This is a genomic window from Sphingomonas tabacisoli, assembly GCF_042678385.1.
GTDB lineage: Bacteria > Pseudomonadota > Alphaproteobacteria > Sphingomonadales > Sphingomonadaceae > Sphingomonas_B > Sphingomonas_B tabacisoli.
This window is the reverse complement of sequence record NZ_JBHUDY010000001.1, coordinates 517306-543367: the sequence shown is the minus strand read 5'-3', so window position 1 is coordinate 543367 and position 26062 is coordinate 517306. Positions and strand designations below refer to the sequence as shown.

Sequence of the window (26062 nt, the reverse complement as noted above, 5' to 3'; positions counted from 1 at the left end):
TGTCCTGTGCCTCCTCAACTCAGATCGTAATGTTGTAAATTGTTGACACGATCTCCGAGTCGGTTCAGCGACCGTGGCGATAGTGATGGAGTGTAGGACAGCGTGGCAAAGCTGATCGCGGGACATCAGGTGCGAAAGCTCCGGCGGCAGTCGGGGCTTGCCCAGGCTGCGATGGCGGAGCAGCTCGGCATTTCGCCCAGCTATCTGAACCTGATCGAGCGCAACCAAAGGCCACTGACCGCGCAGGTTCTGGTGCGGCTGACCGAGCTGTTCGACTTCGACCCGCGCAGCCTCAATGCCGCGGCGCCGGGCGGCGGAGCCGACGCGATGCGGCGGCGGCTGGCCGACCCGATCTTTGCCGACCTGGAGATCGACCGGTCGGAACTGGAGGAATGGCTGGCCGCAGCGCCCGGTGGCGCGGAAGCGTTTGCCCGCGCTTATGATCGCGGCGGCAGCGGCGGCGGGGTTGCGCCGTCCGACGACCCGATAGCGACGGTGCGCCGCGAGATCGAGCGCTGGCGCAATCACTTCCCGGACCTCGACGCCACCGCAGAAGGGCTGGCCGACGAGCTTCGGATGAGCGTGGGCGACCTGTATGCCGCGATCGCCGAGCGGCTGCGCGTCAAGCACAGCCTGACCTTGCGCGTGCTGCCGGTGGAGGTTCTACCCGATGCGCTTCGTCGATTGGACCTGCATGCGCGGCAGCTCCAGCTGTCCGAGATGCTCGACCCGGCGTCGCGGACCTTCCAGGCAGCGTTTCAGTTGGGCGCGATCGAGGCACGGACGGAAATCGAGGCGCTCGTGAAAGGCGCGGGCTTCGCCGAGCGGCCGGCGGAACGGCTCTACCGCCGCCACCTCACCTCCTATTTCGCCGCCGCGGTAATGATGCCTTATGCCCGCTTCCTGCGTGCTTGCGAGGGGACCGGGTACGATGTCGAATTGCTACAGCGGCGGTTCGGCGCGGGTTACGAGCAAGTCGCGCACCGGCTGACAACCTTGCAGCGCGTCGGCGCGCGGGGCTTGCCCTTCTTCATGATCCGCATCGACCGCGCCGGCCAATGGAGCAAGCGCTATGGCGGCGCGAGTGGCGCGGCTCTGGTGGAAGCGGAAGGACGCTGCCCTTTGTGGCGCCTGCACGCGGCATTCGACCGGCCGGGCCGGATCGAGCGCGACTTGGTCGAGCTTCAATCAGGAGAACGCTGGTTCACGTTCGCCCGGACGGTCCACCCGCAGAGCCGCCGGGCCGGCGAAGTGACGGCCGAGTTCGCGATCGGCCTGGGGCTGGCCGCCGAGCTCGCCGGCAGCCTTGCCCTTGCCCGCGGTTTCGACCTGACCGGGACGGCGACGCCGATCGGTCTTGGCTGCCGCCAATGCACCCGCCCCGCCTGCCCCCAGCGCAGCGCCCCTCCCGCCGGCCGCGCCCTGCTGTTCAACGAGCGTGAACGCGGCCTGAGCGCGTTCAGCTTCGTCGAGGATTGAGAGCGGACGGCGTTCTGCCCCAAAACGAAACGCCGTGTTTCGACGGCTTGTTATGAGCTGCAGTCGCCGCTAGCTGACTGAAAAACAGGGGGTTTGTTGCATGCGTTCCTATCTTCTCGCGCTCGCCGTGTTGGCGGCAGCGCCCGCACAGGCGATCACCTTTACCGCGACCATGCTGCAAACGCCCGAAGGCGTCGCAATGCAGGGCTTCGGGATCAACAATCACGGCGATGTGGTTGGTGGAAGCGGTGACGGCAGCACCTACCAGGCCTATTTGCGCACTGCGGCGGGCAGCTATCAGGCGCTTGGCGGGTTCGGCGGGACACGCTCGACGGCGACCGCCATTGCCGAAAACGGCATCATTGCCGGCCAGGCGCGGACTGGCGCGACTGGAGCGACGAGCATTCCGTTCATCCGGTTCGGGGAAGGGCCGCTGACGCCCATCGCCCTCCCCGCAGGTGAAAGCGCAGTCGCCACCGGCGTGAATGCAGCGGGCATTGTGGCCGGCCGCTTCAACACGCGCGATGCTAACAATCGCATCATGACGCAGGGCTTCCGCTGGAGCCAGGCTCAAGGGCTGGAAGTGCTCTCCTCTGCAGCCGGCGTGAGTAGCTTGGCCATCAACGGTCTGAACGATGCCGGCGTGGCCGTCGGAACGGCGCTCGGCCGCGCCGCCTCGCCCTTCCGCTGGGAAGCGGACGGGAGTGTGACGCTGCTGGAAAGGCTGAGCGGCGTGCCGAACGATTTCTACAATGACGGCTATGCCAACGCGATCAGCGACAGCGGGCTGACGGCCGGCAGCGTGTCGGCGAGCGGCATCGGTAGCGATGGCGGCTTCGTCGACACCAACCTGTTCGCGATCTGGGGCAGCGACGGCAAGCTGCTCCGCACCGCCGCTATCGACACCTACTTCGGTGGAGACCTTACCGCGATCAACGTGTTCGGCGATGCAGTCGGCTCCGTCGCGCACACGGTCTTCGATCCCGTGACTGGTATAGGCACCGACGAGGGTCATGCCGTATTGTGGTTGGCCGATAAAGGTCCGGTCGATCTGGGCCAGCTCATCGCGGGCGGCCCGCTCGACCTTCGAGGCGCTTTCGGCATTAACGACAGCCGCCAGATTGTCGCCTGGGGCCTTGCGAATGGCGTCCGCTTCGATGTCCTGCTGACCCCCGTTACGGACGCGGTGCCGGAGCCGTCGAGCTGGGCGCTGATGATTCTGGGCTTTGGCATCGCGGGTGCGGCGTCTCGCCGGCGACCGCGCCGGGCCGCAGCAAGTGGACATCAGGCGCGCTTTCGATAAGCTCTCTCGCAAAACAGGGAGGCTGCTATGCTGTTGAGCATGTTGTTGTTTGCCGCTCAGGCGACTGCCGAGCCGGCGGAGAAGCCGAAGCTCGTATGCCGGCGCTACACGCCGGTCGGATCGCTGATCAGCAAGAAGGATTGCCGCACCCAGCCCGAATGGGAGAAGGCCGCTGCCGACGGCAATGCCGAAGCGCGGCGCCTGATCGAAGGCGGGGCCGGGACGCTCAACTCATACAACGCTGATCCGGCGGACCAGCAGGCAATACCGTTTCCGCGCTAGGTCAGTCACGGCCCAGCCGCCAAGAAAATTTTCGGCAGCGAAACAAAAAGGCGGCCGGAGCGTTGCCGGCATCGCGCCGATCCAGATTATCTCGATCGACCTCGTCGCGCCCAACAGGGGAGAAGAGCTATGCGCGTCAATGCTCTGCGTGCGATCAAGCGTGTTGCTTTGGGTCTCGTAATTGGCGGCTTAAGCGTTCCGGCATCGTCCGTCATCTACAACGTCTCGGCAACCGACTCGACCGGCGTGGTGATCAACCTGACGCCCGGCAAGACCTATGTCGCCAAGCTTGTCGGCATAGCGGACGGTGGGTTGTACGACGCTGCGAGCATCCAGTTCAACTGCAGCGTCCAGTGCGTCACGGGCTTCAGCAACGCGTTTTCGAGCAGGGACGTGAACTTCAACCCGCTCGACTTCTCCGTCGACAGCTACAGCACCAACCAGGTGTATGGTACCGCGGCAGCGTCTCTGGCCGCTTATCAGGCCGGCCCGATCACGCATTTCGAAACCCATGTCGTGAACGGCGTGCCGACCACGACCAATCTCGGCCCGATCCCTCAGCCATTCGTTTTTACGGCGGAAGGCGACGGTATGACACGGCTGCTCGTTGTCGACACCGACAATACGCGGACCAATAATTCGGGCGGCATTTCGCTCCGCATCGAGGAAGTTGCGGCGCGGGTGCCCGAGCCGGCGAGCTGGGCGATGATGATCGGCGGCTTCGGCTTGCTGGGCGCCGCTGCACGCCGACGCGCAAGCGCTCCGGCGACTGCCTGATCGCGCATCCACTTCCGCGGGCGCCGCTGGCCTTCCAAGGCCGGCGGCGTTCGCGCGTGTAGCCTAAATCACAGGTGATGAGTGCAGAACGCGAGCAGCAGGATGATGGGGATGGGAACTCCGATCAGCCACAGCAAAACCGAGCGCATATATCCGTCTCCGTGCCCCGGCTGCTCAATGATTCCGAAGCGTAACGGTTCCGATCCAGTCGCTTAGCGCCCCTGATGCGCGTCGGTGCGATACCGGATAAAAGAAGAAGCCGGAACGCACGGTTCCGGCTTCTCCGTTTTGCTTCGCTTCGGGAGCGCCGTGCTTAGCCGAAAACGAACGAGTCCGGAGTCAGCGACTTCACGCCCGCGACATGGCCGATCAGCTCGTCGCGGCTGTCGAACACGCCGTTATGGTTCGTGTCGAAATAGATCTGGACGCCGCTGAGGCCGCCGACCGATCCCGCTTTCAGGAAATACTGGTCGAGCGATCCGGCGAGCTGGATCTTGTCCACGCCGGCCTGGAAATCCATGATCTGCGCGTAATCGCCCTTGCCGGCATTCTTGGCGTTGCCGTCGTCGTAGAACACGCCGCGCGAGTCGCCGAGCACGAAGGTGTCCGCGCCTGCCCCGCCCCACATCTTGTCGACGGTGCCGCGGCCGAGCTTCGCGTCGCCATTGGCGAAGCCGTAGATCTTGTCATTGCCGGTCGTGCCGGTGAGCGAGTCCGACAGGCCGGTGCCGTAGATGACGCTCGGCGACGGCGACGGCGCCGGAGTAGGCGCAGGGGCCGGAGTGGGCGCGGGGGCGGGCGTCGGAGCAGGCGCGGGCACCGGCGCCGGCGGCACCACATTGATGACCGAGCCGGACTGATCGATCGGGTGGTAGCCCGGACCGTTCGCGATCACGAGATCGGACACCGTGGTGTTCACGCCGTCGGTCAGGTTGGGCAGCAATGCGCCCCAGGCCGGGTTCGTCGACAGGTCCAGGTTGTTCACCGAAGTGACATTGGTGACGTTGGTCTGGATCAGCTTGTCCATCACGTTGTCCTGCAGGAGGACGCCGTTGTCGCTGTCGAGCCGCATCCAGAACTGCATCTTGTCGGTCGAATCCGAGACCACGGTATTGCCGATGATCTGGGTGTTGGTCGCGCCCATCACCGAAAGACCGTTGTACATGTTGTTCGAGTACAGAAGGTTGTTCTGCACCAGAACGTTGTTGTACCCGTAAGTGCCGGGATCGCTGATGAAGATACCCTGCACGCCCGTCTGATCGACACCGCTGAAATAGGTCTGCAAGAACACGTTGTTCTTGCAGACCACATCAGTCGAGCCCTTGGTGAGGCCGGTGTTGAAGAACTGGATCATATCGGCGTGGTCGCCGTACACGGGATGAAAATCGCTGAAGTTGTTCGAGTCGATCGTGATCTGATCGTTACCGGCGGAAATGATGCCGTCGGAGCGCAGCAGATGGAAGTTGTTGTTGGCGATCGAAACATTGGTGCTGAGCTGCGTCGACGCGCCCTGATACAGCTCCGTGAATTCGGAGTTGGTGATCTTCAGGCCGGTCACATTGCTCGAGAAGAGACCGACGCCGTCGTTCGACGGGTCGCCGTCGAGCGAGCCGTGGAACTTCACATGATCGAAGGTGAGATTCGACGAGTCCCGGACAGTGCTCAATCTTACCCATTCGGCCTCGCCGGCGTTGAGCGCGCGACCGACATCAAGTCCCGAGAAAGTCAAATTCTGCGAGGAGACGACATACAGTCCGTCGAAATGGACGGCAGCACCAGCCGCTGCCTGAATAGTGACGTTGGATGTGGGATTTATATTCTGGATACAGGCCGAGCCGTAGTTTCCTGCGGCGAGAACGATCGAATCGCCCCCCATCGCTTTACCTAAAGCGACCGTTAAATCGTTTGAATTCGAAACGTTATAAATCGTCATTACTGCCTCCTCGCCACACAAGGCTAGGGGGCAGGACGTGCCGACGATCCTAAAGGATCAGGTTAATACCTTCGTTGCCGTAAATGATTCCGGCGGCAGCCATGGCTCGAGCAGGGGCAGGATCGGGGTGAGCTGATCGGCATAATGGCGCCATTGGCCGGAGCCGTCGTAAAGCGGCTGGCGCACCTGCACGGCGCTGGCGGTCTTGACCCGGGAGCTGCGGGCGCGGTCCGAAAAGCCGCGGAGCTTGTCGGACCAGGGCAGACCGAGAAAGGCGCAAAGCGCCTGCGTCGTCGCGTCGAAATCGCGGACCAGCGCTTCGTAATGCAGCTCGTGGGCGTCGATCGCGAAGGTCTCCAGGCATTGCCGGATGAGGCGCATCGTCGCGTCATAGTGGCGGGCAGCGCGGTCGAGCGTGCCGAACTCGTAGGTGACCTGGCTGTAGGCGAAGCTCTGGCGGAAGCAGCTCCAGACCACGTCGCGCGGGTCGCGGCACATCACCACCACCTTGGCGTCCGGGAACAGGCGCGCGATCAGCGGCAGGCTCGGCGCCTTGAACGGGTCCATGTCGACGAACGTCTCGCCGAGTTCGACGCCAGAGGCCTCCACCCGGTCCCAATAGTCGGTGCGCAGCCGGTCCACTTCGACTTCACTGAGGGTGGGGAGTTGGCGCAAGCCCTCTGGCGTCAGATGCAATGCGGCGGCAAGGGCGAGCGTCGGCTCTTCCTCCAGCGTCGACACGCCGTCGATCGTGCCCAGCACTTGCTCGACCAGAGTCGTCCCCGAGCGCGGGTAGCCGAGCAGGAAGATGTGCCGGCGCACGCGGGCGCGACCGGCCGGCCAATGAGCATGCTTCATCGATCCCAAGGCCGCGACGGTGGTCGCGATGCTTTCGGCAAGCTGGCGTGCGACCGGTGGCGCATTCGGCCCGGCATGCGCCTCGGCGAACACGCGTTTGGCGCGGGTGAAAACATCGAAGGCGGCTGCATAGTCGCGAGAGCGCTCCCGCGCCTGACCGAGCAGGGTGAGCGCGAGGATATGGTCTTGGGCCGGCAGATCCTGGCGCGCGACGAGCGCTTCCAGCCGATCCGCTGCCGCCGCGATTTCTCCAGCAAGAAGATCGCAGCGGGCCTGGGCGATGATCGTGCTGCCGTCGCGCGGGGCCAGCGCCGCAGCGCGCGCGGCGTTGGCGCGCGCGTCGTCGAGCCGGCCGTGCAGTGCCTGCATCGACGCGAGCCCGGCGTAACCGGGCGCAGAGTTCGGCGCCAGTTCGGTGACGCGGTGATAATCGCGCTCGGCCTCGTCCGCCGCGCCGCTGGAATCGTAAGCGAGCGCGCGGCCGAACCAGGCGGCGATCATCATGGCGTCGATGGCGAGCGCACGATCGAACAATGGGATCGCTTCACGAAAGCGGCCCGCGTTTCGCAGGGCGTCTGCTGCCATCGTGAGAACCAGCGCATTGCCTGGTCCCTGCGCCACCGCCTCGAGATAGAGTTCCAACGCCCCGGCAAGATCGCCCTCTTGCTGCCGACGCAACGCTGCCGAGGCATAAAGCATCTCGACCGGCTCGCCGGGCGTTGAACCGCCCTGGCGCTTGATCGTGACATAGCCATGCCCACGGCTCGCTTTCCCTGTTAAGCTCGCCATGCCCGTCAGCGTAGGCGGCGATCTGCCAGCGCCTGAACGGAGAGCGACGGGGGTCCGACGGCTGCGGCGAGCGTCACCGGCTTGCCGCGAACGACGCTATGGCACGGCGAACGTCAGACGATAACGACCGGATCTCCGACCTTGACGGCGTGGAACAGGCGGCGGGCGAAGTCTTCGGGGACGCCGATGCAGCCGTGGGTCGCGCGGCCCTCCAGCACATTGGCGGCGTGGATCGAGACGCCGTCGCCGGTCAGGCGCAGCGTGAACGGCATGTCCGCATTATTGTAGGTGGCGGAGCGGTGGTCGCGCATCTTGGCGAGCACCGGGTAGCGGCCGGCAGGCGTGGGCTTCGACGGTGCGCCGTAGAGGATGACGGCGGTGCCGATCTCGTCGCCGCCGCGGAAGACGGAAATGAGCTGGGCGCGGCGATCGACCCGGACCCAGACCGGGCCCGCTGCCTTGCCTTCGTTCCACACCGATTGGCCGTATTGCATCCGACCAGGCACCGCGAGCAGGCTGGTGACCGGCTGCGGCGCCCCGGCCAGTTCGAGACCCGCGGGAGGCCCGGGCGCTGGCGCGACATAATGCGGGGCACCGGCGCGGGCGAAACCGGCAACCAGCGCGATAACGACCAGGGCACGCGCGCCCCAGCCGGCCGCAGCCTCAGCCGTAACGGACATGCACCAGCAGATTGGGCGGCGTGTAGAAGAGCCGCGGCGATTGGCAGATCGCGTGGAAGATCACCCGGCGGCGGCGCCAGGCCCAGCCGGATGCGGCAAAGCCGAGGATCATCATCGCCCAGGTCGACGGTTCGGGAACGCCCGGCGTCGTGCCGCCGCCTCCCCCGCCGCCGCCGCCACCGCCTCCCCCGCCAACCACGGCGATCGGTCCCCCGCCGCCGATCACGCCGAGTCCGACGCCGGGCAGGAACCCGAAGCCGCAGCAGGGCCCCGAAACCGACCCAGCGACCGGCACGGGGGATTCGAGGAAAGCGGGATAGGCGGGCAGGAATTCGCCGCCGGTGAGCACGACCGCTTCCGGCGCGCGCGGCGGCGTGAGCAGGGCAAGCGCGGGCGCCGAGGGTCGCGGAGGCGCCAGCTTGGGCAAAGCGCGCGCAACGCGGCGCGGCCGGGCGGCCGGCGGACCCTTGGTCTTGATCAGGTAGGCGGCCGAGCGAAGGCCGGGCGAACGCGCAGCAATTGCGTCGGCCGCATTGCGAGCGGTGTTTCGCGCCGCAGCGATCAGAGCTTCGCCGGGATCGGTGATGGGCGCGGCCAGCAACAGGCCGCCGACCGCCGACGCCGCCAGCAACTTATTGATGCCAGCGCCCTTTTTGTGGGGCCGGACGCGGCCACGGCTGTCCACCACATAGTCGTGCCGGGCGTGATTTCGCTGAAACGCTTTACGCATGCGACCCATTCTCCCGGTGACTGCCGCGAATACATGGCCCGCCGCTCGTCACCGGAATGAAACGATTGAACGCAAATGAAGTTTCATCTGCTCAACGACTTTACAGGGTCGAAACTCTGCTCGGCCGTTGCTTGTTTCGTTAACGTATTAATGCCGCATGCGCAACGGTGTTCAGCGCATTACTGTCCAGCCGCCAACGCGACTGGCGCGTTGCTGCGTGCGTTGGCGAGCAGCCGCTCACGCTCCGCAGCGACAGTCGCGCGGGCATCGGCGCGGCACTGATCATAGTCCTGCCGGCCACGCGGATCGGCCGGCGAAGGGGTGCCGCACAGCGCGGACGCCGCGTGCAGGATGCGCAAGTCGAGCGCACGCACGCCGCGCGCGGTGCCGAGATCGAGCCCGGCAGTGCTGACCGCGGTCTGCGCGGCAACGGGCTGGGCATGGGCCGGGCTGGCGAAAGCAAGCGCGGCGAACGAAATCAGGAACAGAGTCTTCATGACGGGTCTCCGGGGTTTGAGGGGAGCCGTCGGCGCCAACGTGCATCCTATCTAGGAGAAGAATTCGTCCGGCGGGAGCAACGATGTTGCCAAACCATTCTGCAAAAGTGCAGAATAGCGAGATGTTCGACTGGAACGATGCGCGCTACTTCGTGGCGGTTGCCGAAACCGGCAGCACGCTTGCGGCGGGGCGCGCGTTGCGAGTCAGTCAGACAACTGTCGCCCGGCGCATCGCAGCGCTGGAGGAAGCGCTGGGCCTTATGCTCTTCGACAAGCGCCGCGCCGGCTATGCGCTGACGCCCGGCGGCGAGACGCTGCTTGCCGAGGCGCGGCATCTGCAGACGTCCGCCCAGGCGATGGCCGAAGCGGCGGCGGCGCAGAAGCGCGACGGCACAGGCTCGGTCCGGCTGACCGCCGAGGAATCGTTCGTCGTATCGGTGCTGCCGCCGATGCTGCGCGACCTGCGAGAGCTGCATCCCGGTATCGTCATCGAGCTGGACGCGACCGAGGAGCTCCGCGACCTTGAGGGCGGCGCGGCCGACATCGCCATCCGCGTGTCCAAGAAGCTGGAAGGCGGCGGGCTGGTCGGCCGGCGGATCGGCGAGGATCTGTGGACCGTCTATTGCAGCCGCGAATACGCCGAGGCCCACGGCGTACCGCACAGCCGCCGCGAGTTGGCGTCGCACCCGATCATCGGCGGCGGCGGCGGCCATGTCGGGCGCTATTATTCAAGCTGGCTGCGCGACAACGGCCTGGAGCATGCGATCGCGATGACGCAGGGGACCGCGACCGGGCTGCTGGCGGCGGTGCGGTCCGGCCTCGGCTGCGCGGCCCTGCCCTGCTTTGTCGCCGAGCCGGACACGACCCTCGTCCGCTGCCTGCCGCCTGCTACCGGCATGCGCGAGATCTGGCTGCTCACGCACGAGCGGCTGCGCCATACGCCGCGCGTCCGCATCGTGCTGGACTTCCTGGCCGAGCGGCTGCGGCACCATGCGCGGATGGTCGAGACCTCGCTGAAGGAGCGCGAGGCCGGCTTTGCGGCCCCGCCGCAAACCGTTACGCTCCCGACTACGCGAATCAGGGAGTGAATCGCAGCAGCATGGAGCTGGTTCGGACGGTGGCGTCGCCGGGCGGCGACGAGGCGCGGCAGCGGCTGGCCGAAATCCTTAGCGCTGTTTCATCCGGAGACAGGCGCGCTTTCCATGAGCTTTACCAGCGCACCTCCGCGAAACTGTATGGCGTGTGCTGCCGTATCTTGGGCGAAGGCCGGGATGCGGAGGATGCGTTGCAGGAAGCCTATGTGAATGTCTGGCGGCGTGCCGAGCGCTTCGACGCTTCGCGGGCGAGCCCGATCACATGGCTGGCCGCAATCGCCCGCAACGCCGCGATCGACCGCTTGCGCGCGCGCGGCACCCGGACGATGGCGCCGATCGAGGAAGCGCACGATCTGGCCGACGAGCGTCCAAACGCCGAGTTCATGCTGGGCCAGGAGACGGAAGCGCGGCGGCTGCACGGCTGCCTGAGCGAACTGCCCGGCCGCGATTCCGGGCTGATCCGCGCCGCTTTTCTGGAAGGCGCCACCTATTCCGAGCTGGCGACGCGCGCCTCGGAGCCGCTGGGCACGATCAAGAGCCGCATTCGGCGCGCGCTGATGAAGCTCCGCGATTGTCTGTGCCGATGAGCGAGGACGACGACCTCCGCGCCGCCGAGCATGTGCTGGGCCTGGCCGACGAATCGGCGCTGGAAGCGAGCGATCCGGCGTTCGCGGCCGCGGTCGACGCGTGGCGAATGCGGATGGACCCATTGCTTGGGCCGGAACGCGAGCCGCCGCCGCATCTCTGGGGCCGGATCGAGCGGTCGCTGCCGGCGAACGATGCCGGGCGTGCCGCCACCGATCCGACGCGGCCTTGGCGGTTCGCGACCTTCGCTGCGAGCGCGGTCGCGGCGGTGCTGCTCGGCATTCTCGTGCTGCGGCCCGGCGCCAATGTGCAGACACGCGCGCCGGCCCCGCAAGTCGCGTCGGCCGAGGCACGGATGATGGTCGCCTCGCTGACCTCGAAGGGCCACCCCGGCACGCTCAGCGTCAGCTATAACGACCGCGACGGGCGCATGGTGGTCAACCCGACCGGCATGGACGCAGGGGGCAAGACGGCCGAGCTATGGGTGATCCCGCCGGGCGGCCAGCCGCGATCCCTGGGCGTCATTCCCGACAAGGCGGCGGCGACGATGGTGCTGGCGGCCGAGCGCCGGGCGCTGATGGCCGGGGGTGCGACGCTCGCCGTTTCCCTCGAGCCGCATGGCGGATCGCCGACCGGCCTGCCCACCGGACCGGTCGTCATGACGGGTGTCATGTCCGCGGTTTAAAGCGTATATTTCGTCGCTGCAGTGCATCCGCTGCAACATTCGTCGCGTAGCTTTCTTCAGCGGCGGCCGGAGGGACGCCGCAGACCTGTAGAAAGAGGGACAGAAAGCATGAAATCGACCCTGAAGGCCGCCGCTGCGGCCCTTTCGCTTGCGTTCATTGCGGGCGGCGCGATCGCCGCCGAAAAGACCGTGATGGTCGGCGGCGCGGCGATGTACCCGTCGAAGACGATTGTCGACAACGCCGTCAACTCCAAGGATCACACCACGCTCGTCGCCGCCGTGCAGGCTGCAGGGCTCGTCGACACGCTGAAGAGCCCCGGACCGTTCACCGTGTTCGCGCCGACCAACGCCGCCTTCAACAAGCTGCCGGCCGGCACCGTCGACACGCTGGTGAAGCCCGAGAACAAGGACACGCTGACCAAGATCCTCACCTATCACGTGGTGTCCGGCCGCCTGACCGCGTCCGACCTGATGAACCGGATCAAGGCCGGCAAGGGCAAGGCGACGCTCACCACCGTGCAGGGCGAGCCGCTGACCGCATGGATGAAGGGCGGCGCGCTGGTGCTGACCGACGCCAAAGGCGGCAATTCGACGGTCACGATCAAGGACGTGCTGCAATCGAACGGCGTGATCCATGTCGTCGACACGGTGCTGATGCCGTAAGCCACATCAACCCTCTCCCCACTGGGGAGAGGGTGGCTGAGCGCAGCGAAGCCGGGAGAGGGGCAGAGTCGGCACGCAGGGTGACGGCCCCTCTCCCTGGCTGCTCTGCAGCCGTCCCTCTCCCCAGTGGGGAGAGGGTCTTTACTTTAGCGCCCGCACCGCCTCTCCCGGAAAATCGGTGAACAACCCGTCCACTCCGGCCGCCGCGAACATCTTCAGTTCCGCATCCGCACGCCCATGCGCCCTCGGATCGGGGCCGTCGCGCAGTTCGGCGGGGAGGAAGAAATTCTCCGAGCGGAAGGTCCAGGGGATGACTTTGAGGCCCGCCGCATGGGCGTCGGCGACGAGGCTGGTGGGCGCGAGCGAGCGCCCTTCCCCGTCGCGCGGGACGATCAGCGCCTTGGCGGGGCCGATGCCGTCGGCGTAGGCGGCGACCGCCTTCAGACCCGCTAGCGTGGTCATCGCCGCATAGCTTTGGGCGCCGCCATCCGCCGGGCCGTTCTTCTCTTCGAGCAGTTGGACCAGCTTCAGGTCGGTCATACCGCGGAGCGCTTTCAGGTTGTTGACCTCGAAGCTCTCGATCCACACCGGATCGCTGCGCCTGCTCCAGCCGTGGCGGGCGAAGGTTTCGACGAGTTTTGTCTCGATCGGCAACCCGACGCTCCCGAAATAGCTCGAATGTTTGATCTCGGCGACGACGCCGCGGCCGCGCGACCGGGCGAGGTCGATCAGTGCATCGAGGGTGACGATCTTCTCGTCGCGCCAGGCGGCATTGGCGGGGCGGAGCTGCGGCAGGCGCTCGCGGGCGTGGAGCGTCATCAGTTCGGCGAGCGTGAAATCCTCGGTGAACCAGCCGGTGAGCGTCTGGCCGTCGATCGTCTTCGTCGCCTTGCGATCGGCGAATTCGGGATGGTCGGCGACGTCGGTGGTGCCCGAAATCTCGTTCTCGTGGCGGGCGATCAGGTGTCCGCCTTTCGTCGGCACGACATCGGGCTCGACGAAATCGGCGCCCTGGTTGAAGGCGAGCGTGTACGCGGCGAGCGTATGTTCCGGCCGCTCGCCCGAAGCCCCGCGATGACCGATGATGAAAGGCGCTCCCATCCCCTCCCCTCGTCATTCCCGCGAAAGCGGGAATCCACCTTCCTTCGTCGGCGCAGAAAAGAAAAGGTGGATGCCGGATCAAGTCCGGCATGACGAAATTTGAGAACTCGCGTTTGCACCGCTAACACCCGCGCGATGCAAGCCAGCGACCTTCGCATCGCGCTGTTCAGCGGCAACTATAATTATGTGCGCGACGGCGCCAACCAGGCGCTGAACCGGCTGGTCGGCTATCTGTTGCGGCAGGGCGCGGCGGTGCGGGTCTATTCGCCGACGACCGACACGCCCGCCTTCCCGCCGGCCGGCGATCTGGTCTCCGCGCCCAGCTTCGCCTTTCCAGGGCGGCCCGAATATCGATTCTCGACCGGACTGCCGGCCCGGTTGCGGCACGATCTGGACGGGTTCCGGCCCAACCTCTTCCACATCGCCGCGCCCGACGTGCTCGGGCACCGGGCGCTGACCTTCGCGCGCCGGCGCAATGTGCCGGTGGTCGCCTCGGTCCATACGCGGTTCGAGACCTACCCACGCTATTACGGACTCGCCTTCCTGGAGCCGGTGATCGAGGGCATTCTCCGCCGTTTCTACCGCCGCTGCGACGCGATCGTCGCGCCGTCCGATTCGATGGCGCAGGTGCTGCGCGAGCAGCGGATGAGCTACGACACCGGCATCTGGACGCGGGGCGTCGACCGGGAAATCTTCCATCCGGGCAAGCGCGACCTCGACTGGCGGCGCGGCCTCGGCATCGGCGACGACGAGGTCGTGATCGGCTTTCTCGGCCGGCTGGTGATGGAAAAGGGCCTGGACGTGTTTTCGGACACGATCGACGCGCTGGAGCGACGCGGCGTCCGGCACCGCGTGCTGGTGGTCGGCAAGGGCCCGGCGCAGGACTGGTTTGAGAAGCGGCTGCCGGAGGCGGTGTTCGTCGGCCAGCAGATGGGCGGCGACCTTGGTCGCGCGGTCGCGAGCATGGACATGCTGTTCAACCCGAGCGTCACCGAGACGTTCGGCAACGTGACGCTGGAAGCGATGGCCTGCGCGCTGCCGGTGGTGGCGGCGATAGCGACGGGCAGCGAGAGCCTGGTGCGCGACGGCGTGACCGGGCGGCTAGTGCGGCCGGGCTGGATCGAAGGCTTTGCCGACGCGCTGGAAGTGTACTGCACCGACGAAGCGAAGCGGCGCGCAGCGGGCGTGGCCGGCGAGAAAGCGGCGGAGCGGTTCGGCTGGGACCAGGTGAACCAGGCGCTGGTCGACACCTACCTCCGCATCCTCCGCCAGCGGGCGGCGGGCGGTTCCGTGCCGCAGATGGGGCCGGTGCCCTGATTGTCACCTCGGGCTTGACCCGGGGTCCACCTGCCTTTGGAAAGAAGGTGGATGCCGGATCAAGTCCGGCATGACGAGTGTGTGGCATTTCCCCCACGCACCCGCTAAGTCGCCCGCCACTTATGGCCGACAACCCCACTCCGCCCGATTACCGCGACACCGTTTTCCTGCCCAAGACCGGCTTTCCGATGAAGGCCGGGCTGCCGCAGAAGGAGCCGGCAATTCTGGATCGCTGGCAGAAGCTCGGCCTGTACGAGCGGCTGCGCGAGAAGCGTGCGGGGCGGGAGAAGTTCATCCTCCACGACGGCCCGCCCTACGCCAATGGCGACATGCATATCGGCCATGCGCTCAACCACATCCTGAAGGATGCGGTGTGCCGGACGCAGACTCTGCTCGGCAAGGACGCGCCCTATGTGCCCGGCTGGGACTGCCACGGCCTGCCGATCGAATGGAAGGTTGAGGAACAGTATCGCGCCAAGAAGAAGAACAAGGACGAGGTGCCGCTGCCCGAGTTCCGGGCCGAGTGCCGCGCCTACGCACAGCACTGGGTGAATGTGCAGCGCGAGCAGATCAAGCGGCTGGGCGTGCTGGGCGCGTGGGACCGGCCGTATCTGACAATGGACTTCGACGCCGAGGCGACGATCGTTTCCGAGCTGCTGAAGTTCGCGGACAGCGGCCAGCTCTATCGCGGCGCCAAGCCGGTGATGTGGTCGCCGGTCGAGAAGACCGCGCTGGCCGAAGCCGAAGTCGAATATGAGGACATCACGTCCACGCAGATCGACGTCGCGTTCGAGATCGTCGCAAGCCCTATCCCGGAGCTTGTCGGCGCGCATGCGGTGATCTGGACGACGACGCCGTGGACGATCCCGGTCAACCAGGCGATCGCCTATGGGCCGGAGGTGGAGTACACACTTACTCAAGTCAGCGGGTTAGCAGGCTATCCCCATCCTGCATTCGCCGGTAAGTCTGTCTTGGTCGCAACCGATTTGGTGCGTGCAATTGAGGCGCGCCTGGGCATTTCGTTGCAGCCGCTAATCGGCCACGTCTCAAAGACCTTCAAAGGCTCCGACCTTGCGGGCACTGTCGCGCGCCACCCGATGCACCGTCTCGGCGGGTTCTTTGCGAAGCCGCGGCCGTTTCTTGCCGGGGATTTCGTCACCACCGATCAGGGCACGGGCTTGGTTCACATGGCGCCCGATCATGGCGAGGACGATTTCGAGCTGTGCAAGGCGAACGGGCTGGAGCCGGTGTTCGCGGTCGAGGGCGACGGCAAGTATCGCGCAGACTGGGGCTGGCTGGGCGGCCAAGGTTCGGTCATCAACCCCAAGTTCAACGCGCCGGACGGGCCGATCTGCTCCGACCTGCGCGAGGCCGGCGCGCTGCTGGCGGCCGCCCAAGATTACAAGCACAGCTATCCGCATAGCTGGCGGTCCAAGGCGAAAGTGATCTTCCGGGCCACGGCGCAGTGGTTCGTGCCGATGGATAAGGCTCTAAGCCCCTCCCCTTCAGGGGAGGGGACGGGGGTGGGGACTGTCCGTCAGGCTCAGCGCTTGGGGGAACTGCCCCACCCCAACCCCTCCCCTGAAGGGGAGGGGTTTGCTGAAGACACCCTCCGTTCCCGCGCGCTCGCGGCGATCGACGAGACCCGCTTCGTGCCGGACAAGGGCCGCAATCGCATCGGCTCGATGGTCGAAGGCCGCCCCGACTGGGTGCTTTCCCGCCAGCGGGCCTGGGGCGTGCCGATCACTTTGTTCGTCGACCGCAAGACCGGGCGGTATCTGACCGACCCGGAAGTGAACGCGCGGATCGTGGCGGCGGTGAAGGCGGACGGCGTCGACGCCTGGTCGGACGAAGCCGCGCAGAGCCTGCTCGGCAACGCCTACCGCGCCGAGGATTACGAGCGCGTCGCCGACATTTTGGACGTGTGGTTCGATTCCGGCTGCACCCATGTGTTCGTGCTGGAATCGGGGAAGTGGCCGGAGCTGAGTTGGCCCGCCGACCTGTATCTGGAAGGCTCGGACCAGCATCGCGGCTGGTTCCAGTCGTCGCTGCTGGAAAGCTGCGGCACGCGCGGGCGGGCGCCCTACAAGGCGGTGCTGACCCACGGCTTCACGATGGACGCCAAGGGCATGAAAATGTCCAAGTCGCTCGGCAACACGGTCGATCCGTTGAAGCTGATGACCGAATATGGCGCGGACATCATCCGGCTGTGGGCGCTGTCGATCGACTTCACCGAGGATCACCGGATCGGCAAGGAAATCCTGGCCGGCGTGGCGGACCAGTATCGCAAGCTGCGCAACACTTTCCGCTACCTGCTGGGCGCGCTGGAAGGGTTCGACGACGCCGAGCGCACGACCGAGTTCCCGGAGCTGGAGCGGTACGTCCTGCATCGGCTGGCCGAGCTCGACGCTGAGCTTCGTCAGTGCATCGATGATTTCGAGTTCAGCCGCTACGTCCGGCTGCTGAGCGATTTCGCGAACGAGGACCTGTCGGCCTTCCTGTTCGATATCCGCAAGGACTGCCTCTATTGCGATGCGCCGTCCAATCCGAAGCGGCGCGCGTACCGGACCGTGCTAGACATATTGTTTAACGCGCTGGTGCGCTGGCTGGCGCCGGTGCTCACCTTCACCACCGAGGAGGTTTGGCAGACGCGTTGGCCGGACGAGAATGACTCGGTGCATTTCGCCGAGTGGCCGGAGATCGAGGCCGGTTGGCTGGACGCAGCGCTGGGCGCGAAGTGGGAGCGTATCCGCCAATTCCGATCGGCAACCACTGAAGCCATCGAGCCTCTCCGCCGTGCCAAACAAGTCGGTTCGAGCCTGGAGGCCCGTGTTCAGATTGACACCGATGGAGAAGAAGACGCTGAGTTACTCCGTTCAGTCGACTTTCAGGAAATCGCGATCACTTCTGAGATGGTGATTACTAGCAACTCGACGGCTGGTTCTTTCTACGTGGACCCAATCACAAAGGCGCATCTGAAGATCGAGCATGTCGAATATCAGAAATGCGGCCGCTGCTGGCGACACCTGCCGGAAGTGACCGAGGATGGCGGGCTGTGCGCGCGGTGCACGGAGGTGGTCAATGGCTAAGCCCCTCCCCTTCAGGGGAGGGGACGGGGGTGGGGCCTGTCCTCCCGCTCCGCACTTCCCCGCCTGCCCCACCCCAACCCCTCCCCTGAAGGGGAGGGGCTTATGAACGCGCCTCGCCGCCTCGGCCTCTCCATCGCGCTTGGCGTGTTCCTGCTCGACCAGCTCGTGAAGTGGGTCGTGATGGGGCCGCTGAAGCTGGGCGAGGTCGGCGCGATCGAGCTGCTGACGTTCTTCCGGCTGTATTTCGTGCAGAATTTCGGCGTGTCGATGGGCTTCCTGACGGCCGGTTCCGACATGACGCGCTGGGCGCTGGTCGCGCTGACCGCGGCGATCGGCACCGGCGTGCTGGTCTGGCTGTGGCGCGAGACCAATCGCGGCGACATCGCCGCGCTCGGCCTGGTGCTGGGGGGAGCCGCCGGCAATATCCTCGACCGGGTGCGGTTCGGCTATGTGGTCGATTTCCTCGACCTGCATTTCGGCGACTTCCGCCCCTTTTTGGTCTTCAATGTCGCCGACGCCGCGATTACCATCGGCGTCCTGATCCTGCTTCTGCGTGCGCTGTTCGCGCGCCCGAAAGCCGAACCCGCGGAGAATGTGAATGCGTAAGCTTGTCGTTGTGGGTCTGGCGGCCCTGACCCTCGCCGGTTGCGGCGGCGGCGGGCTCAACCGCGCCCGGCCGGACGAATTCGCGGTGGCGCGCCGCGCGCCGCTGGTCGTGCCGCCCGATTTCGCGCTGAAGCCGCCGAGCCCCGGCGCGCCGCGGCCGCAGGAAGCGGACAGCTCGACCCAGGCGCTGCAGGCGATGTTCGGCGGCCCCGCCGCGCGCAGCGCTCCGGAGACGGCAACTTTGGGCAACGCGGGTGCGGCGCGCGCCGAGCCCGGCATCCGCTCCGAAGTCGGCTCGCCGGCGACGGCCGCGGTCGACAAGGGCGCGGTGACGCGCGACATCATCGCCGCGCCGGAAGGCGACGGCCAGGACGCGAAGGCGGGGACTGGGGCTGCGCCGGCTCCGACGCCTACTCCTGCGCCGAGCCCGACGCCGAAGGGCTAACTTTCTCCCCTCCCGCTTGCGGGAGGGGCCGGGGGTGGGACCTTATGGGATTCGTACAGGGGGCAGGCCGATCCCACCCCTAACCTCTCCCGCAAGCGAGAGGGGAACGGTCAAGCGATCAGTTCCACATCCCAATACAGCCAGTCCCGCCACGTCTCGTGCAGATAATTGGGCGGGAAGGCGCGGCCATTGTCCTGGAGCTGCCAGGTGGTCGGCCGATAGGGCTCTTCGTGCAGCGCCATATGCGCTTCGGCCGGGGTGCGGCCGCCCTTTTTCAGGTTGCAGGGCGCACAGGCCGTGGAGACGTTTTCCCAGGTGGTGCGCCCGCCATAGGCGCGGGGGACAACGTGATCGAAGGTAAGGTCGCGCGAGGTGCCGCAATATTGGCAGGAGAAGCGGTCGCGCAGGAAAAGGTTGAAGCGAGTGAAAGCGGGGTATTGGGAAGGCCGTACATATTGCTTCAGCGCGATGACCGAAGGGAGCTTCATCGCGCTGGTGGGACTTCGAACCTCTTTCTCGTAGGATTCGATGATGTCGACCCGGTCGAGGAACACCGCCTTGATCGCCGTCTGCCAGGGCCAGAGGCTCAAGGGGTAATAGCTGAGCGGCTTGTAGTCGGCGTTCAGCACCAGGGCCGGGCAACTGTCCGGATGCCGGATCAGATCGGGATGGTACAAAGCGCCTTTCCCCTTGCCAACTCGACCGGGCTTGTGCCCGCCTTTGATGACCGCGAAATGACATTCCAAGCGAGTCGACGTCAACCCGATCCACGATTTTGTCCCTAGACTTATCCACAACGCGCTTTGCGCCAAGCCCGACCGGGCGGCTGCACCTGGGCCACGCGATGAGCGCGGTGCTGAGCCACGACTTTGCGCGGGCGCGGGGCGGACGGTTTCTGCTCAGGATCGAGGATATCGATCCGGGGCGGACGCGCGAGGAATTCGTGGGCGGTATCGAGGAGGATTTGCGCTGGCTGGGGCTGGACTGGGACGGCCCCGTGGTTCGCCAGTCCGAACGGCTGCCGCTTTATGCCGAGGCTCTGGAGCGGCTGAGGGCGCGCGACCTCGTCTATCCCTGCTTCTGCACCCGCGCCGACATCGCCCGCAGCGCCGCAGCGCCGCATGGGCCGGAAGGGCCGCTGTATCCGGGGACGTGCCGGGGACTGGCCGATCCGGACTTGAGCCGCCCGCACGCCTGGCGGCTGGACGTCGCCAAGGCGACGGCGCTGACCGGTCCGCTCGAATGGCATGACGAACATGCCGGCGCGATTGTCGCTCAGCCGGAGTTGCTCGGCGACGTGGTGCTGGCGCGGAAGGATGCGCCGACCAGCTACCACGTGGCCGTGACCGTCGACGATGCGGCGCAGGGCGTCACCGATGTGATCCGCGGCCAGGACCTGTTCCTGTCGACGCATGTCCACCGGTTGCTACAGGCGCTGCTCGATCTGCCGACGCCCTCTTATCATCACCATCCGCTTATTCTCGACGCGAACGGCGAACGGCTCGCCAAGCGCCACGGGGCGCTGAGCCTTGCCGATCTGCGGGCTGAGGGCGTCGATCCGCGCGAGATCGTTTCGGCGTTCCGCGACGGCCGCGCGCCGCTTGGCTTCCGCCTCTCCGGGGTCTAGATTGGCCGAATGACAGTGTTTCTCTGGATTCTCATCATCGTCTTCGCGATCGGAGCGGCCGTGATGCTCATCCGCGGCATCGTGACGTTCCTGCAAACGACGGAAGCCGACCTGAAATCCGGCAACACGGGCCCGAGCGCGTCCGGTTTGAAGCAGAACCGGATGATGATGGGCCGCATCCTTTTCCAGGCGCTGGCCGTGATCTGCGCGGTGTTGCTGATGCTTCTCGCCAAACGCTGAGTGGTCAAGCTCAACAAGATCTACACGCGGACGGGCGACGACGGCACGACCGGGCTGGTCGACGGGTCGCGCGTGTCCAAGGCCGATGCGCGGATGGCGCTGATCGGCGATGTCGACGAGGCGAACAGCACGATCGGCGTGGCGATCGCGGCGCTGGGCGACGATCCGCTGGTCGCGGCGCTGAAGGGCATTCAGAACGATCTGTTCGACCTGGGCGCGGACTTCGCGACGCCGGGCGAGGATTTCGCGCCATCCGACATGGTGCTGCGCGTGGTGCCGGCGCAGGTCGCCCGGCTGGAGCGCGAGATCGACGCAATGAACGAAGGGCTGGAGCCGCTCAGGTCCTTCATCCTGCCCGGTGGCAGCTATGCAACGGCGATCCTGCATGTCTCGCGATCGGTGGTGCGGCGCGCCGAGCGGGCAGCGGTGGGCGCGAGCGAGACGATCGCGCTCAACCCGCAGGCGCTCGCCTATCTGAACCGCCTGTCCGACTATCTGTTCGTCGCGGCCCGGCTGATCGCGAGCCGCGCGGGCGGCGACGTGCTGTGGGTGCCGGGCGCATCGCGTTGAACCTGTAACGACATTGCCGCGTTGATGCGGTAAGGAGCAGGGGGCATGGCCGGCAGAGTCGACATTGCGAACCGCTCGCTCGCCGAGCCGGAGCTGTTCGGGCGGGTGCGGGGCCTGAGCCTCGCCCTCACGGAACCGCTTTCCGATGCCGATGCGACCGTCCAGTCGATGGACGATGCCTCGCCCGCGAAATGGCACCTCGCCCACACGACATGGTTTTTCGAGACGTTCGTGCTGCGGGACGTGGCGGGATACCGGCCGTTCGATCCCGCCTACGCCTATCTGTTCAACAGCTATTACGAGGCCGAAGGCCCACGCCATGCGCGACCGCGGCGGGGCATGATCACGCGGCCGTCGTTGGACGAAATCCGCGCCTACCGCGCGCATGTGGATGCGGCGCTGGCGGAGGCCTGGCCGCAACTTGGGCCGGACGCACGCGCGCTGGTCGAGCTCGGCTGCCATCATGAGCAGCAGCATCAGGAATTGCTGTTGACCGACATTCTGCACCTGTTTGCGCAGAACCCGCTAAAGCCTGCTGTCTGGCCGGGGGCCGCCAGTGCGCCCTCCCCCGTTCCCGGCCCGATCGGCTGGATCGAGGGCAGAACGGGTGCGGTCGAGATCGGTCACGCCGGCCCCGGCTTCGCGTTCGATTGCGAGGGGCCGCGCCACCAAGTCCTGCTGACCCCGCATGCCCTCGCCGACCGGCCGGTGACCAACGGCGAATGGATCGGGTTCATCAAGGATGGCGGCTATCAGGACCCGCGCTGGTGGCTGTCGGACGGCTGGGCGTGGGTGCAGCGCGAAGGCGTGGACGCGCCGCTCTACTGGGAAGGCGACGGCTCTGGCTGGACGAGCTTAGGGCTGGACGGGTTGAAGCCGGTCGATGCGACCGCGCCGGTCACCCACATCAGCTTTTTCGAGGCCGACGCCTATGCCAGCTGGGCGGGCGCGCGGCTGCCAACCGAGGCGGAATGGGAAAGCGCGGCTGCGGGTCTGGACCCGAACGAGGGCCAGTTCCTCGACGATGCGGGGCCGGTGAGGCCGCGTGGATACGGCCCGTTCGGATCGGTCTGGGAATGGACGGGCAGCGCCTATCGCCCTTATCCCGGCTTCAAACCCGCGGAGGGCGCGGTCGGCGAATATAATGGCAAGTTCATGAGCGGGCAGTTCGTGCTGAAAGGCGGAAGCTGCTCGACGCCGCGCGGCCACATGCGGGCGAGCTATCGCAATTTCTTCTACCCCCATCAGCGCTGGCAGTTCACCGGCGTCCGGCTCGCGAAGGATTTATGAACCTGCTCGCTCCTAACCGGGTGGATCCCGCTTTCCGCGCCGACGTGCTCGCCGGCTTTCGGATGCGCCCGCGCGCGATCCCGGCGCGCTGGTTCTACGACCGCGAAGGCTCCGAGCTGTTCGAGAAGATCACCGAGCTGCCCGAATATTATCCGACCAAGGTCGAGACCGGACTGCTGGCGCGCCATTCCGCGGACGTGGCGAAGATCGTCGGCCCGGGGCGCGCGGTGGTCGAGTTCGGCTCAGGCTCTTCGACCAAGACGCCGCATGTTCTGGAGGCGGTGCAGCCCGCCGCCTATGTGCCGATCGACATCTCCGGCGAGTTTCTTCGCGAAAGCGCCGCAGCGCTCGCCTCCGATTTCCCGAAGCTCTCGATCCTGCCGGTCGAGGCCGATTTCATGCACCCGATCGTGGCGCCGCCCGAGATCGCGTCGCTGCCCAAGCTCGGCTTCTTCCCTGGATCGACCATCGGCAACATGGTGCCGCGCACGGCGGTCAACCTACTCCGCGCGATGGTCGAGACGCTGGGCGTCGGCGCGATGCTGCTGATCGGCGTCGACCGGATCAAGGACGTGAACGCGCTGATCCGCGCCTATGACGACGCGCAAGGCGTGACCGCGGCATTCAACCTGAATCTGCTCCACCGCATCAATCGTGAGCTGGATGCGGACATTCCGGTCGACGCATTCGTGCACAAGGCAGTGTGGAACGACGCCTTCGCGCGGATCGAGATGCACCTGGAAGCAGTACGCGACGTCGCCTTCATGATCGACGACGAGCGGTTCGAGATGGCGGCCGGCGAGACGATCCACACCGAGAACAGCCACAAATACGGCCCGCGCGACGCGCGCCTGCTGCTCCGCGCCGGGGCGTGGACGCCGCTCGCGGAATGGACGGACGCCGAGGACCGTTTCGCCCTGATCCTCGCCGAAGCGCAGCCGCCGGGCACCGCGCCCTGATGCGCGGATGGGCGATTGCGCTACTGCTTATATGCACGGCCGTCGGGGCGAGGCCGCTTTCTCATACTCCCGATCTCTCGATTGTCGGAAGCTACGGCGCGGCCGAGGGTGACGCGACGATCCTTGAGCGCGGCGGCGTGTTGTTCCTGGCCCGCAAAGGCCATGCGCCGGAGCCGCTGAAATACATCGGTGCGGCACGCTACCGGGCCGGATCGAGCGTGGCTCTCGTGACAGCCAAGAGTCTGACCATCGACGGGCAGATGCTCACGCGCCGCGATTTCGGGGCGGAGACCGAGGCAGCGATCCGGGCCACCGCGCGTCGCGACGGCGCTGCGCTGCGCCAGGCGGCGCTGGCGGCGACCCCACCAGCCGAACCGCCGTCGCGGCGCGCGAGCGACCTCGTCCCGCTCGAGGGTCTGGTGCCGCATGTGCGGATCGACACGCGCTACGCCAGCGGGAACAACTTCACCGGCCAGCCGATCTACGAGCGGGCCGGCGCCTATCTCCAGCGCTCGGCCGCGGAAGCGCTGGCGCGAGTCGCGACGGCGCTCGCGAGCAAGGGCTATGGCCTGATCGTCTATGACGGCTATCGGCCCTGGTTCGCGACCAAGCTGTTCTGGGACATCGTGCCCGCCGACAAGCACGTCTTCGTCGCCGATCCGGCCAAGGGCTCACGGCACAATCGCGGCTGCGCGGTCGATCTTGGGCTTTACGACCTGAAGACCGGCGCCATCTCGCCGATGCCGAGCCGCTATGACGAAATGTCGGCACGCGCCTATTCCGATTTTGCCGGCGGCACGGATGCCGAGCGCGCGAACCGCGCCCTGTTGCGCGCCGCGATGGAGCGCGAGGGCTTCACCGTCTACGACAGCGAGTGGTGGCATTTCGACTATCGCGATTGGGCGGACTACCCGATCGGCACGGCCAGCTTCACACAGATCGAAGCCACCCGCCGGCGCTAACGGTTGCGGCGGCGCGTCCGCGGCGGCAAGAGCGCCCCGAACGAAAAATCGCGAAAGGTATGGGCATGCAAAGCGTCGGCGTGATCGGGGCGGGACAGATGGGCGCGGGGATCGCGCAGGTCTCCGCACAGGCGGGGTACACGGTGTTCCTGGCCGACGTCTCCCAGGACGTCGCCGAGAAAGCGAAGGCCGGCATTGCCAAGCTGCTCGACCGGGCAGTTTCCAAGGAGAAGATCAGCCAGGCCGATCGCGACGCCGCGCTCGCGCTGATCCAGCCGGTCGGCGACTATGCGCCGATGGCCGAGGCCGGGCTGATCGTCGAAGCGGCGACCGAGAACGAAGCGATCAAGCGCAAGATTTTCGAGGGCGCCGGCGCGGTGCTGGGAAGCCAAGCGATCCTCGCCTCAAACACCTCGTCGATCCCGATCACGCGGCTGGCCCAGGCCTCGCCCGATCCGGCGCGGTTCATCGGCGTGCATTTCTTCAATCCGGTGCCGGTGATGGGCCTGATCGAAGTCATCCGCGGGCTTGCGACGTCGGATGAGACGGTCGCGAAGGTCGAGGCGTACGGCCAGAAGCTCGGCAAGCGGATCGTGCATGCCAACGACGCGCCCGGCTTCATCGTCAACCGCGTGCTGCTGCCGATGCTGAACGAGGCCTGCTTTGCGTTGGGCGAAGGCGTGGCGACGATCCCCGACATCGACGCCGCCTGCCAGCTTGGCCTCAACCACCCGATGGGGCCGCTGACGCTCGCCGATTTCATCGGGCTGGATACCTGCCTGTCGATCGCCAAGGTGCTGCACGAAGGCACCGGCGATCCGAAGTTCCGCCCCGCGCCGCTGCTGATCAAATATGTCGAGGCCGGCTGGCTTGGGAAGAAGACCGGCCGCGGCTTCTACGATTATTCGGAGCCGGAGCCGGTGCCGACCCGGTAGAGAATTCCCCTCCACGATTTCGTGGAGGGGTTAGGGTGGTTCTTCTCCCTTTCGAGTTCAGAAAAGAAGTGCCACCCCCGGCCCCTCCAGCAAGGGCTGGAGGGGAGCAGTTGACTCGCCTCCTGCCCTCCACCACATGCAATCCGACCGAAATACTCCGATTGAGCCCATGCGCCTGTCCAACCTTGCCGATTATGCCGTCGTGCTGATGTCCGCCGCCGCGCGCGCGGGCGACGGCGCCCGGCTGTCGGCGACCGTGCTGGCGGAGGAGACGGGGATTCCGCTCCCCACCGCGCAGAAACTGATGGGGCGGCTGGCGAGCGCCGGGCTGTTCCGCTCCGCGCGGGGCGGCGGCGGCGGGTTCGTGCTGACCCGCGCGCCGGGGGAGATCAGCCTCGCCGATGTTGTCGAGGCGGTCGAAGGGCCGATCGCGATGACGTCGTGCGTCGACGAGGGCCGGCACGACTGCGCGCTGGAAGGCGCCTGCCAGGTGCGGCCGCATTGGGGCGTGGTCAACAACGCGATCAGGGGCGCGCTTTCGGGGGTGAGTTTGGCTAGTCTCGCCA

26 protein-coding genes and 1 pseudogene are annotated in these 26062 nt (G+C 66.5%); 20 read left to right on the top strand and 7 right to left on the bottom strand.

Going from position 1 to position 26062, the window contains the following annotated elements; all coding sequences use genetic code 11:
- The first annotated feature begins 102 nt into the window (after positions 1–102).
- From ACFSCW_RS03030 to ACFSCW_RS03015, 4 genes are all read left to right on the top strand, one after another.
- Positions 103–1479 carry a helix-turn-helix domain-containing protein gene (locus tag ACFSCW_RS03030; protein WP_380886762.1) on the top strand — a complete coding sequence of 459 codons (1377 nt, stop codon included), beginning with the start codon at positions 103–105 and terminating at the stop codon, positions 1477–1479.
- Between the two features lie 100 nt (positions 1480–1579).
- The gene (locus ACFSCW_RS03025) at positions 1580–2782 is read left to right on the top strand and encodes a PEPxxWA-CTERM sorting domain-containing protein (protein WP_380886760.1); all 1203 of its coding nucleotides are present in this window, start codon (positions 1580–1582) and stop codon (positions 2780–2782) included.
- Positions 2783–2809: 27 nt separating this feature from the next.
- Positions 2810–3064 carry a hypothetical protein gene (locus tag ACFSCW_RS03020; RefSeq protein ID WP_380886758.1) on the top strand — a complete coding sequence of 85 codons (255 nt, stop codon included), beginning with the start codon at positions 2810–2812 and terminating at the stop codon, positions 3062–3064.
- Positions 3065–3193: 129 nt separating this feature from the next.
- Positions 3194–3841, top strand: coding sequence for a PEPxxWA-CTERM sorting domain-containing protein (locus tag ACFSCW_RS03015; protein WP_380886756.1), 648 nt, complete (start codon positions 3194–3196; stop codon positions 3839–3841).
- Positions 3842–4154: 313 nt separating this feature from the next.
- Here the strand turns inward: ACFSCW_RS03015 and ACFSCW_RS03010 are convergent, their stop codons facing one another.
- The 5 genes from ACFSCW_RS03010 to ACFSCW_RS02990 form a co-directional block, all read right to left on the bottom strand.
- Entirely contained in the window at positions 4155–5717 is a 1563-nt protein-coding gene (locus ACFSCW_RS03010; protein ID WP_380886753.1) for a right-handed parallel beta-helix repeat-containing protein, read from the bottom strand.
- Between the two features lie 114 nt (positions 5718–5831).
- Positions 5832–7421, bottom strand: coding sequence for a tetratricopeptide repeat-containing sulfotransferase family protein (locus ACFSCW_RS03005; protein WP_380886751.1), 1590 nt, complete (start codon positions 7419–7421; stop codon positions 5832–5834).
- Between the two features lie 113 nt (positions 7422–7534).
- Complete coding sequence (locus ACFSCW_RS03000) at positions 7535–8101, bottom strand: L,D-transpeptidase family protein (RefSeq protein ID WP_380886749.1); 567 nt, start codon at positions 8099–8101, stop codon at positions 7535–7537.
- Positions 8085–8831, bottom strand: a complete 747-nt coding sequence (locus ACFSCW_RS02995; RefSeq protein WP_380886747.1) for a PEPxxWA-CTERM sorting domain-containing protein — start codon at positions 8829–8831, stop codon at positions 8085–8087. The genes ACFSCW_RS03000 and ACFSCW_RS02995 overlap by 17 nt, the downstream gene beginning before the upstream one ends.
- Before the next feature lie 179 nt (positions 8832–9010).
- Positions 9011–9328, bottom strand: a complete 318-nt coding sequence (locus ACFSCW_RS02990; RefSeq protein WP_380886744.1) for a UrcA family protein — start codon at positions 9326–9328, stop codon at positions 9011–9013.
- Positions 9329–9450: 122 nt separating this feature from the next.
- Here ACFSCW_RS02990 and ACFSCW_RS02985 point away from each other — a divergent pair, with 122 nt between their 5' ends.
- The 4 genes from ACFSCW_RS02985 (at position 9451) to ACFSCW_RS02970 (ending at position 12355) form a co-directional block, all read left to right on the top strand.
- Positions 9451–10416 carry a LysR family transcriptional regulator gene (locus tag ACFSCW_RS02985; protein WP_380886741.1) on the top strand — a complete coding sequence of 322 codons (966 nt, stop codon included), beginning with the start codon at positions 9451–9453 and terminating at the stop codon, positions 10414–10416.
- 11 nt (positions 10417–10427) lie between these two features.
- Entirely contained in the window at positions 10428–11009 is a 582-nt protein-coding gene (locus tag ACFSCW_RS02980; RefSeq protein WP_380886739.1) for a sigma-70 family RNA polymerase sigma factor, read from the top strand.
- The gene (locus tag ACFSCW_RS02975; protein WP_380886737.1) at positions 11006–11692 is read left to right on the top strand and encodes an anti-sigma factor; all 687 of its coding nucleotides are present in this window, start codon (positions 11006–11008) and stop codon (positions 11690–11692) included. Before ACFSCW_RS02980 ends, ACFSCW_RS02975 begins: the two co-directional genes overlap by 4 nt.
- Before the next feature lie 108 nt (positions 11693–11800).
- On the top strand, positions 11801–12355 hold the full coding sequence (locus ACFSCW_RS02970; protein WP_380886735.1) for a fasciclin domain-containing protein: 555 nt from the start codon (positions 11801–11803) through the stop codon (positions 12353–12355).
- Positions 12356–12496: 141 nt separating this feature from the next.
- Here ACFSCW_RS02970 and ACFSCW_RS02965 read toward each other — a convergent pair whose 3' ends face one another.
- On the bottom strand, positions 12497–13456 hold the full coding sequence (locus tag ACFSCW_RS02965) for a glycerophosphodiester phosphodiesterase (RefSeq protein ID WP_380886733.1): 960 nt from the start codon (positions 13454–13456) through the stop codon (positions 12497–12499).
- 135 nt (positions 13457–13591) lie between these two features.
- On the opposite strand from ACFSCW_RS02965, the gene ACFSCW_RS02960 reads away from it, so the two are divergent.
- The 4 genes from ACFSCW_RS02960 (at position 13592) to ACFSCW_RS02945 (ending at position 18913) form a co-directional block, all read left to right on the top strand.
- The gene (locus ACFSCW_RS02960) at positions 13592–14773 is read left to right on the top strand and encodes a glycosyltransferase family 4 protein (RefSeq protein ID WP_380886731.1); all 1182 of its coding nucleotides are present in this window, start codon (positions 13592–13594) and stop codon (positions 14771–14773) included.
- A gap of 122 nt (positions 14774–14895) precedes the next feature.
- Positions 14896–17862 carry an isoleucine--tRNA ligase gene (gene ileS / locus ACFSCW_RS02955; protein ID WP_380886729.1) on the top strand — a complete coding sequence of 989 codons (2967 nt, stop codon included), beginning with the start codon at positions 14896–14898 and terminating at the stop codon, positions 17860–17862.
- Positions 17863–17964: 102 nt separating this feature from the next.
- A complete protein-coding gene (gene lspA, locus ACFSCW_RS02950; protein WP_380886727.1) occupies positions 17965–18468 on the top strand; it encodes a signal peptidase II in 504 nt (167 codons plus the stop codon).
- Positions 18461–18913 carry a DUF3035 domain-containing protein gene (locus ACFSCW_RS02945; protein ID WP_380886724.1) on the top strand — a complete coding sequence of 151 codons (453 nt, stop codon included), beginning with the start codon at positions 18461–18463 and terminating at the stop codon, positions 18911–18913. The genes lspA and ACFSCW_RS02945 overlap by 8 nt, the downstream gene beginning before the upstream one ends.
- Before the next feature lie 110 nt (positions 18914–19023).
- Here the strand turns inward: ACFSCW_RS02945 and ACFSCW_RS02940 are convergent, their stop codons facing one another.
- The gene (locus ACFSCW_RS02940; protein ID WP_380886722.1) at positions 19024–19590 is read right to left on the bottom strand and encodes an HNH endonuclease; all 567 of its coding nucleotides are present in this window, start codon (positions 19588–19590) and stop codon (positions 19024–19026) included.
- Between the two features lie 98 nt (positions 19591–19688).
- On the opposite strand from ACFSCW_RS02940, the gene gluQRS reads away from it, so the two are divergent.
- From gluQRS to ACFSCW_RS02900, 8 genes and pseudogenes are all read left to right on the top strand, one after another.
- Positions 19689–20540, top strand: a complete 852-nt coding sequence (gene gluQRS / locus ACFSCW_RS02935; protein WP_380886719.1) for a tRNA glutamyl-Q(34) synthetase GluQRS — start codon at positions 19689–19691, stop codon at positions 20538–20540.
- A gap of 9 nt (positions 20541–20549) precedes the next feature.
- A complete protein-coding gene (locus ACFSCW_RS02930; RefSeq protein ID WP_380886717.1) occupies positions 20550–20780 on the top strand; it encodes a hypothetical protein in 231 nt (76 codons plus the stop codon).
- Complete coding sequence (locus ACFSCW_RS02925; RefSeq protein WP_380886715.1) at positions 20781–21350, top strand: cob(I)yrinic acid a,c-diamide adenosyltransferase; 570 nt, start codon at positions 20781–20783, stop codon at positions 21348–21350. It abuts the gene before it with no gap.
- 45 nt (positions 21351–21395) lie between these two features.
- Positions 21396–22640: an ergothioneine biosynthesis protein EgtB gene (gene egtB, locus ACFSCW_RS02920; RefSeq protein ID WP_380886713.1), complete on the top strand. Its 1245-nt coding sequence runs from the start codon at positions 21396–21398 to the stop codon at positions 22638–22640.
- Positions 22637–23599 (top strand): L-histidine N(alpha)-methyltransferase, encoded by a 963-nt coding sequence (gene egtD, locus ACFSCW_RS02915; RefSeq protein ID WP_380886711.1) that lies wholly within the window; start codon positions 22637–22639, stop codon positions 23597–23599. The genes egtB and egtD overlap by 4 nt, the downstream gene beginning before the upstream one ends.
- Positions 23599–24561: a M15 family metallopeptidase gene (locus ACFSCW_RS02910; RefSeq protein ID WP_380886709.1), complete on the top strand. Its 963-nt coding sequence runs from the start codon at positions 23599–23601 to the stop codon at positions 24559–24561. Before egtD ends, ACFSCW_RS02910 begins: the two co-directional genes overlap by 1 nt.
- A gap of 65 nt (positions 24562–24626) precedes the next feature.
- A complete protein-coding gene (locus tag ACFSCW_RS02905) occupies positions 24627–25496 on the top strand; it encodes a 3-hydroxybutyryl-CoA dehydrogenase (RefSeq protein WP_380886707.1) in 870 nt (289 codons plus the stop codon).
- Between the two features lie 169 nt (positions 25497–25665).
- Positions 25666–26061 (top strand): annotated as a pseudogene (locus tag ACFSCW_RS02900) (SUF system Fe-S cluster assembly regulator); the annotation flags it as partial.
- Between the last annotated feature and the right edge of the window lies 1 nt (position 26062).

Coding starts and splice junctions, on each gene's coding strand:
- ACFSCW_RS03020 (WP_380886758.1), top strand. CDS start 2,810: ATGCTGTTGAGCATGTTGTTGTTTGCCGCTCAGGCGACTGCCGAGCCG.
- ACFSCW_RS02960 (WP_380886731.1), top strand. CDS start 13,592: ATGCAAGCCAGCGACCTTCGCATCGCGCTGTTCAGCGGCAACTATAAT.
- ACFSCW_RS03005 (WP_380886751.1), bottom strand. CDS start 7,421: ATGGCGAGCTTAACAGGGAAAGCGAGCCGTGGGCATGGCTATGTCACG.
- ACFSCW_RS02930 (WP_380886717.1), top strand. CDS start 20,550: ATGACAGTGTTTCTCTGGATTCTCATCATCGTCTTCGCGATCGGAGCG.
- ACFSCW_RS03025 (WP_380886760.1), top strand. CDS start 1,580: ATGCGTTCCTATCTTCTCGCGCTCGCCGTGTTGGCGGCAGCGCCCGCA.
- ACFSCW_RS02975 (WP_380886737.1), top strand. CDS start 11,006: ATGAGCGAGGACGACGACCTCCGCGCCGCCGAGCATGTGCTGGGCCTG.
- ACFSCW_RS03010 (WP_380886753.1), bottom strand. CDS start 5,717: ATGGGGGGCGATTCGATCGTTCTCGCCGCAGGAAACTACGGCTCGGCC.
- egtB (WP_380886713.1), top strand. CDS start 21,396: ATGGCCGGCAGAGTCGACATTGCGAACCGCTCGCTCGCCGAGCCGGAG.
- lspA (WP_380886727.1), top strand. CDS start 17,965: ATGAACGCGCCTCGCCGCCTCGGCCTCTCCATCGCGCTTGGCGTGTTC.
- ACFSCW_RS02980 (WP_380886739.1), top strand. CDS start 10,428: ATGGAGCTGGTTCGGACGGTGGCGTCGCCGGGCGGCGACGAGGCGCGG.
- ileS (WP_380886729.1), top strand. CDS start 14,896: ATGGCCGACAACCCCACTCCGCCCGATTACCGCGACACCGTTTTCCTG.
- ACFSCW_RS03000 (WP_380886749.1), bottom strand. CDS start 8,101: ATGTCCGTTACGGCTGAGGCTGCGGCCGGCTGGGGCGCGCGTGCCCTG.
- ACFSCW_RS02945 (WP_380886724.1), top strand. CDS start 18,461: ATGCGTAAGCTTGTCGTTGTGGGTCTGGCGGCCCTGACCCTCGCCGGT.
- ACFSCW_RS02970 (WP_380886735.1), top strand. CDS start 11,801: ATGAAATCGACCCTGAAGGCCGCCGCTGCGGCCCTTTCGCTTGCGTTC.
- ACFSCW_RS02965 (WP_380886733.1), bottom strand. CDS start 13,456: ATGGGAGCGCCTTTCATCATCGGTCATCGCGGGGCTTCGGGCGAGCGG.
- ACFSCW_RS02910 (WP_380886709.1), top strand. CDS start 23,599: ATGCGCGGATGGGCGATTGCGCTACTGCTTATATGCACGGCCGTCGGG.
- egtD (WP_380886711.1), top strand. CDS start 22,637: ATGAACCTGCTCGCTCCTAACCGGGTGGATCCCGCTTTCCGCGCCGAC.
- ACFSCW_RS02905 (WP_380886707.1), top strand. CDS start 24,627: ATGCAAAGCGTCGGCGTGATCGGGGCGGGACAGATGGGCGCGGGGATC.
- ACFSCW_RS02995 (WP_380886747.1), bottom strand. CDS start 8,831: ATGCGTAAAGCGTTTCAGCGAAATCACGCCCGGCACGACTATGTGGTG.
- ACFSCW_RS03015 (WP_380886756.1), top strand. CDS start 3,194: ATGCGCGTCAATGCTCTGCGTGCGATCAAGCGTGTTGCTTTGGGTCTC.
- ACFSCW_RS02990 (WP_380886744.1), bottom strand. CDS start 9,328: ATGAAGACTCTGTTCCTGATTTCGTTCGCCGCGCTTGCTTTCGCCAGC.
- ACFSCW_RS02985 (WP_380886741.1), top strand. CDS start 9,451: ATGTTCGACTGGAACGATGCGCGCTACTTCGTGGCGGTTGCCGAAACC.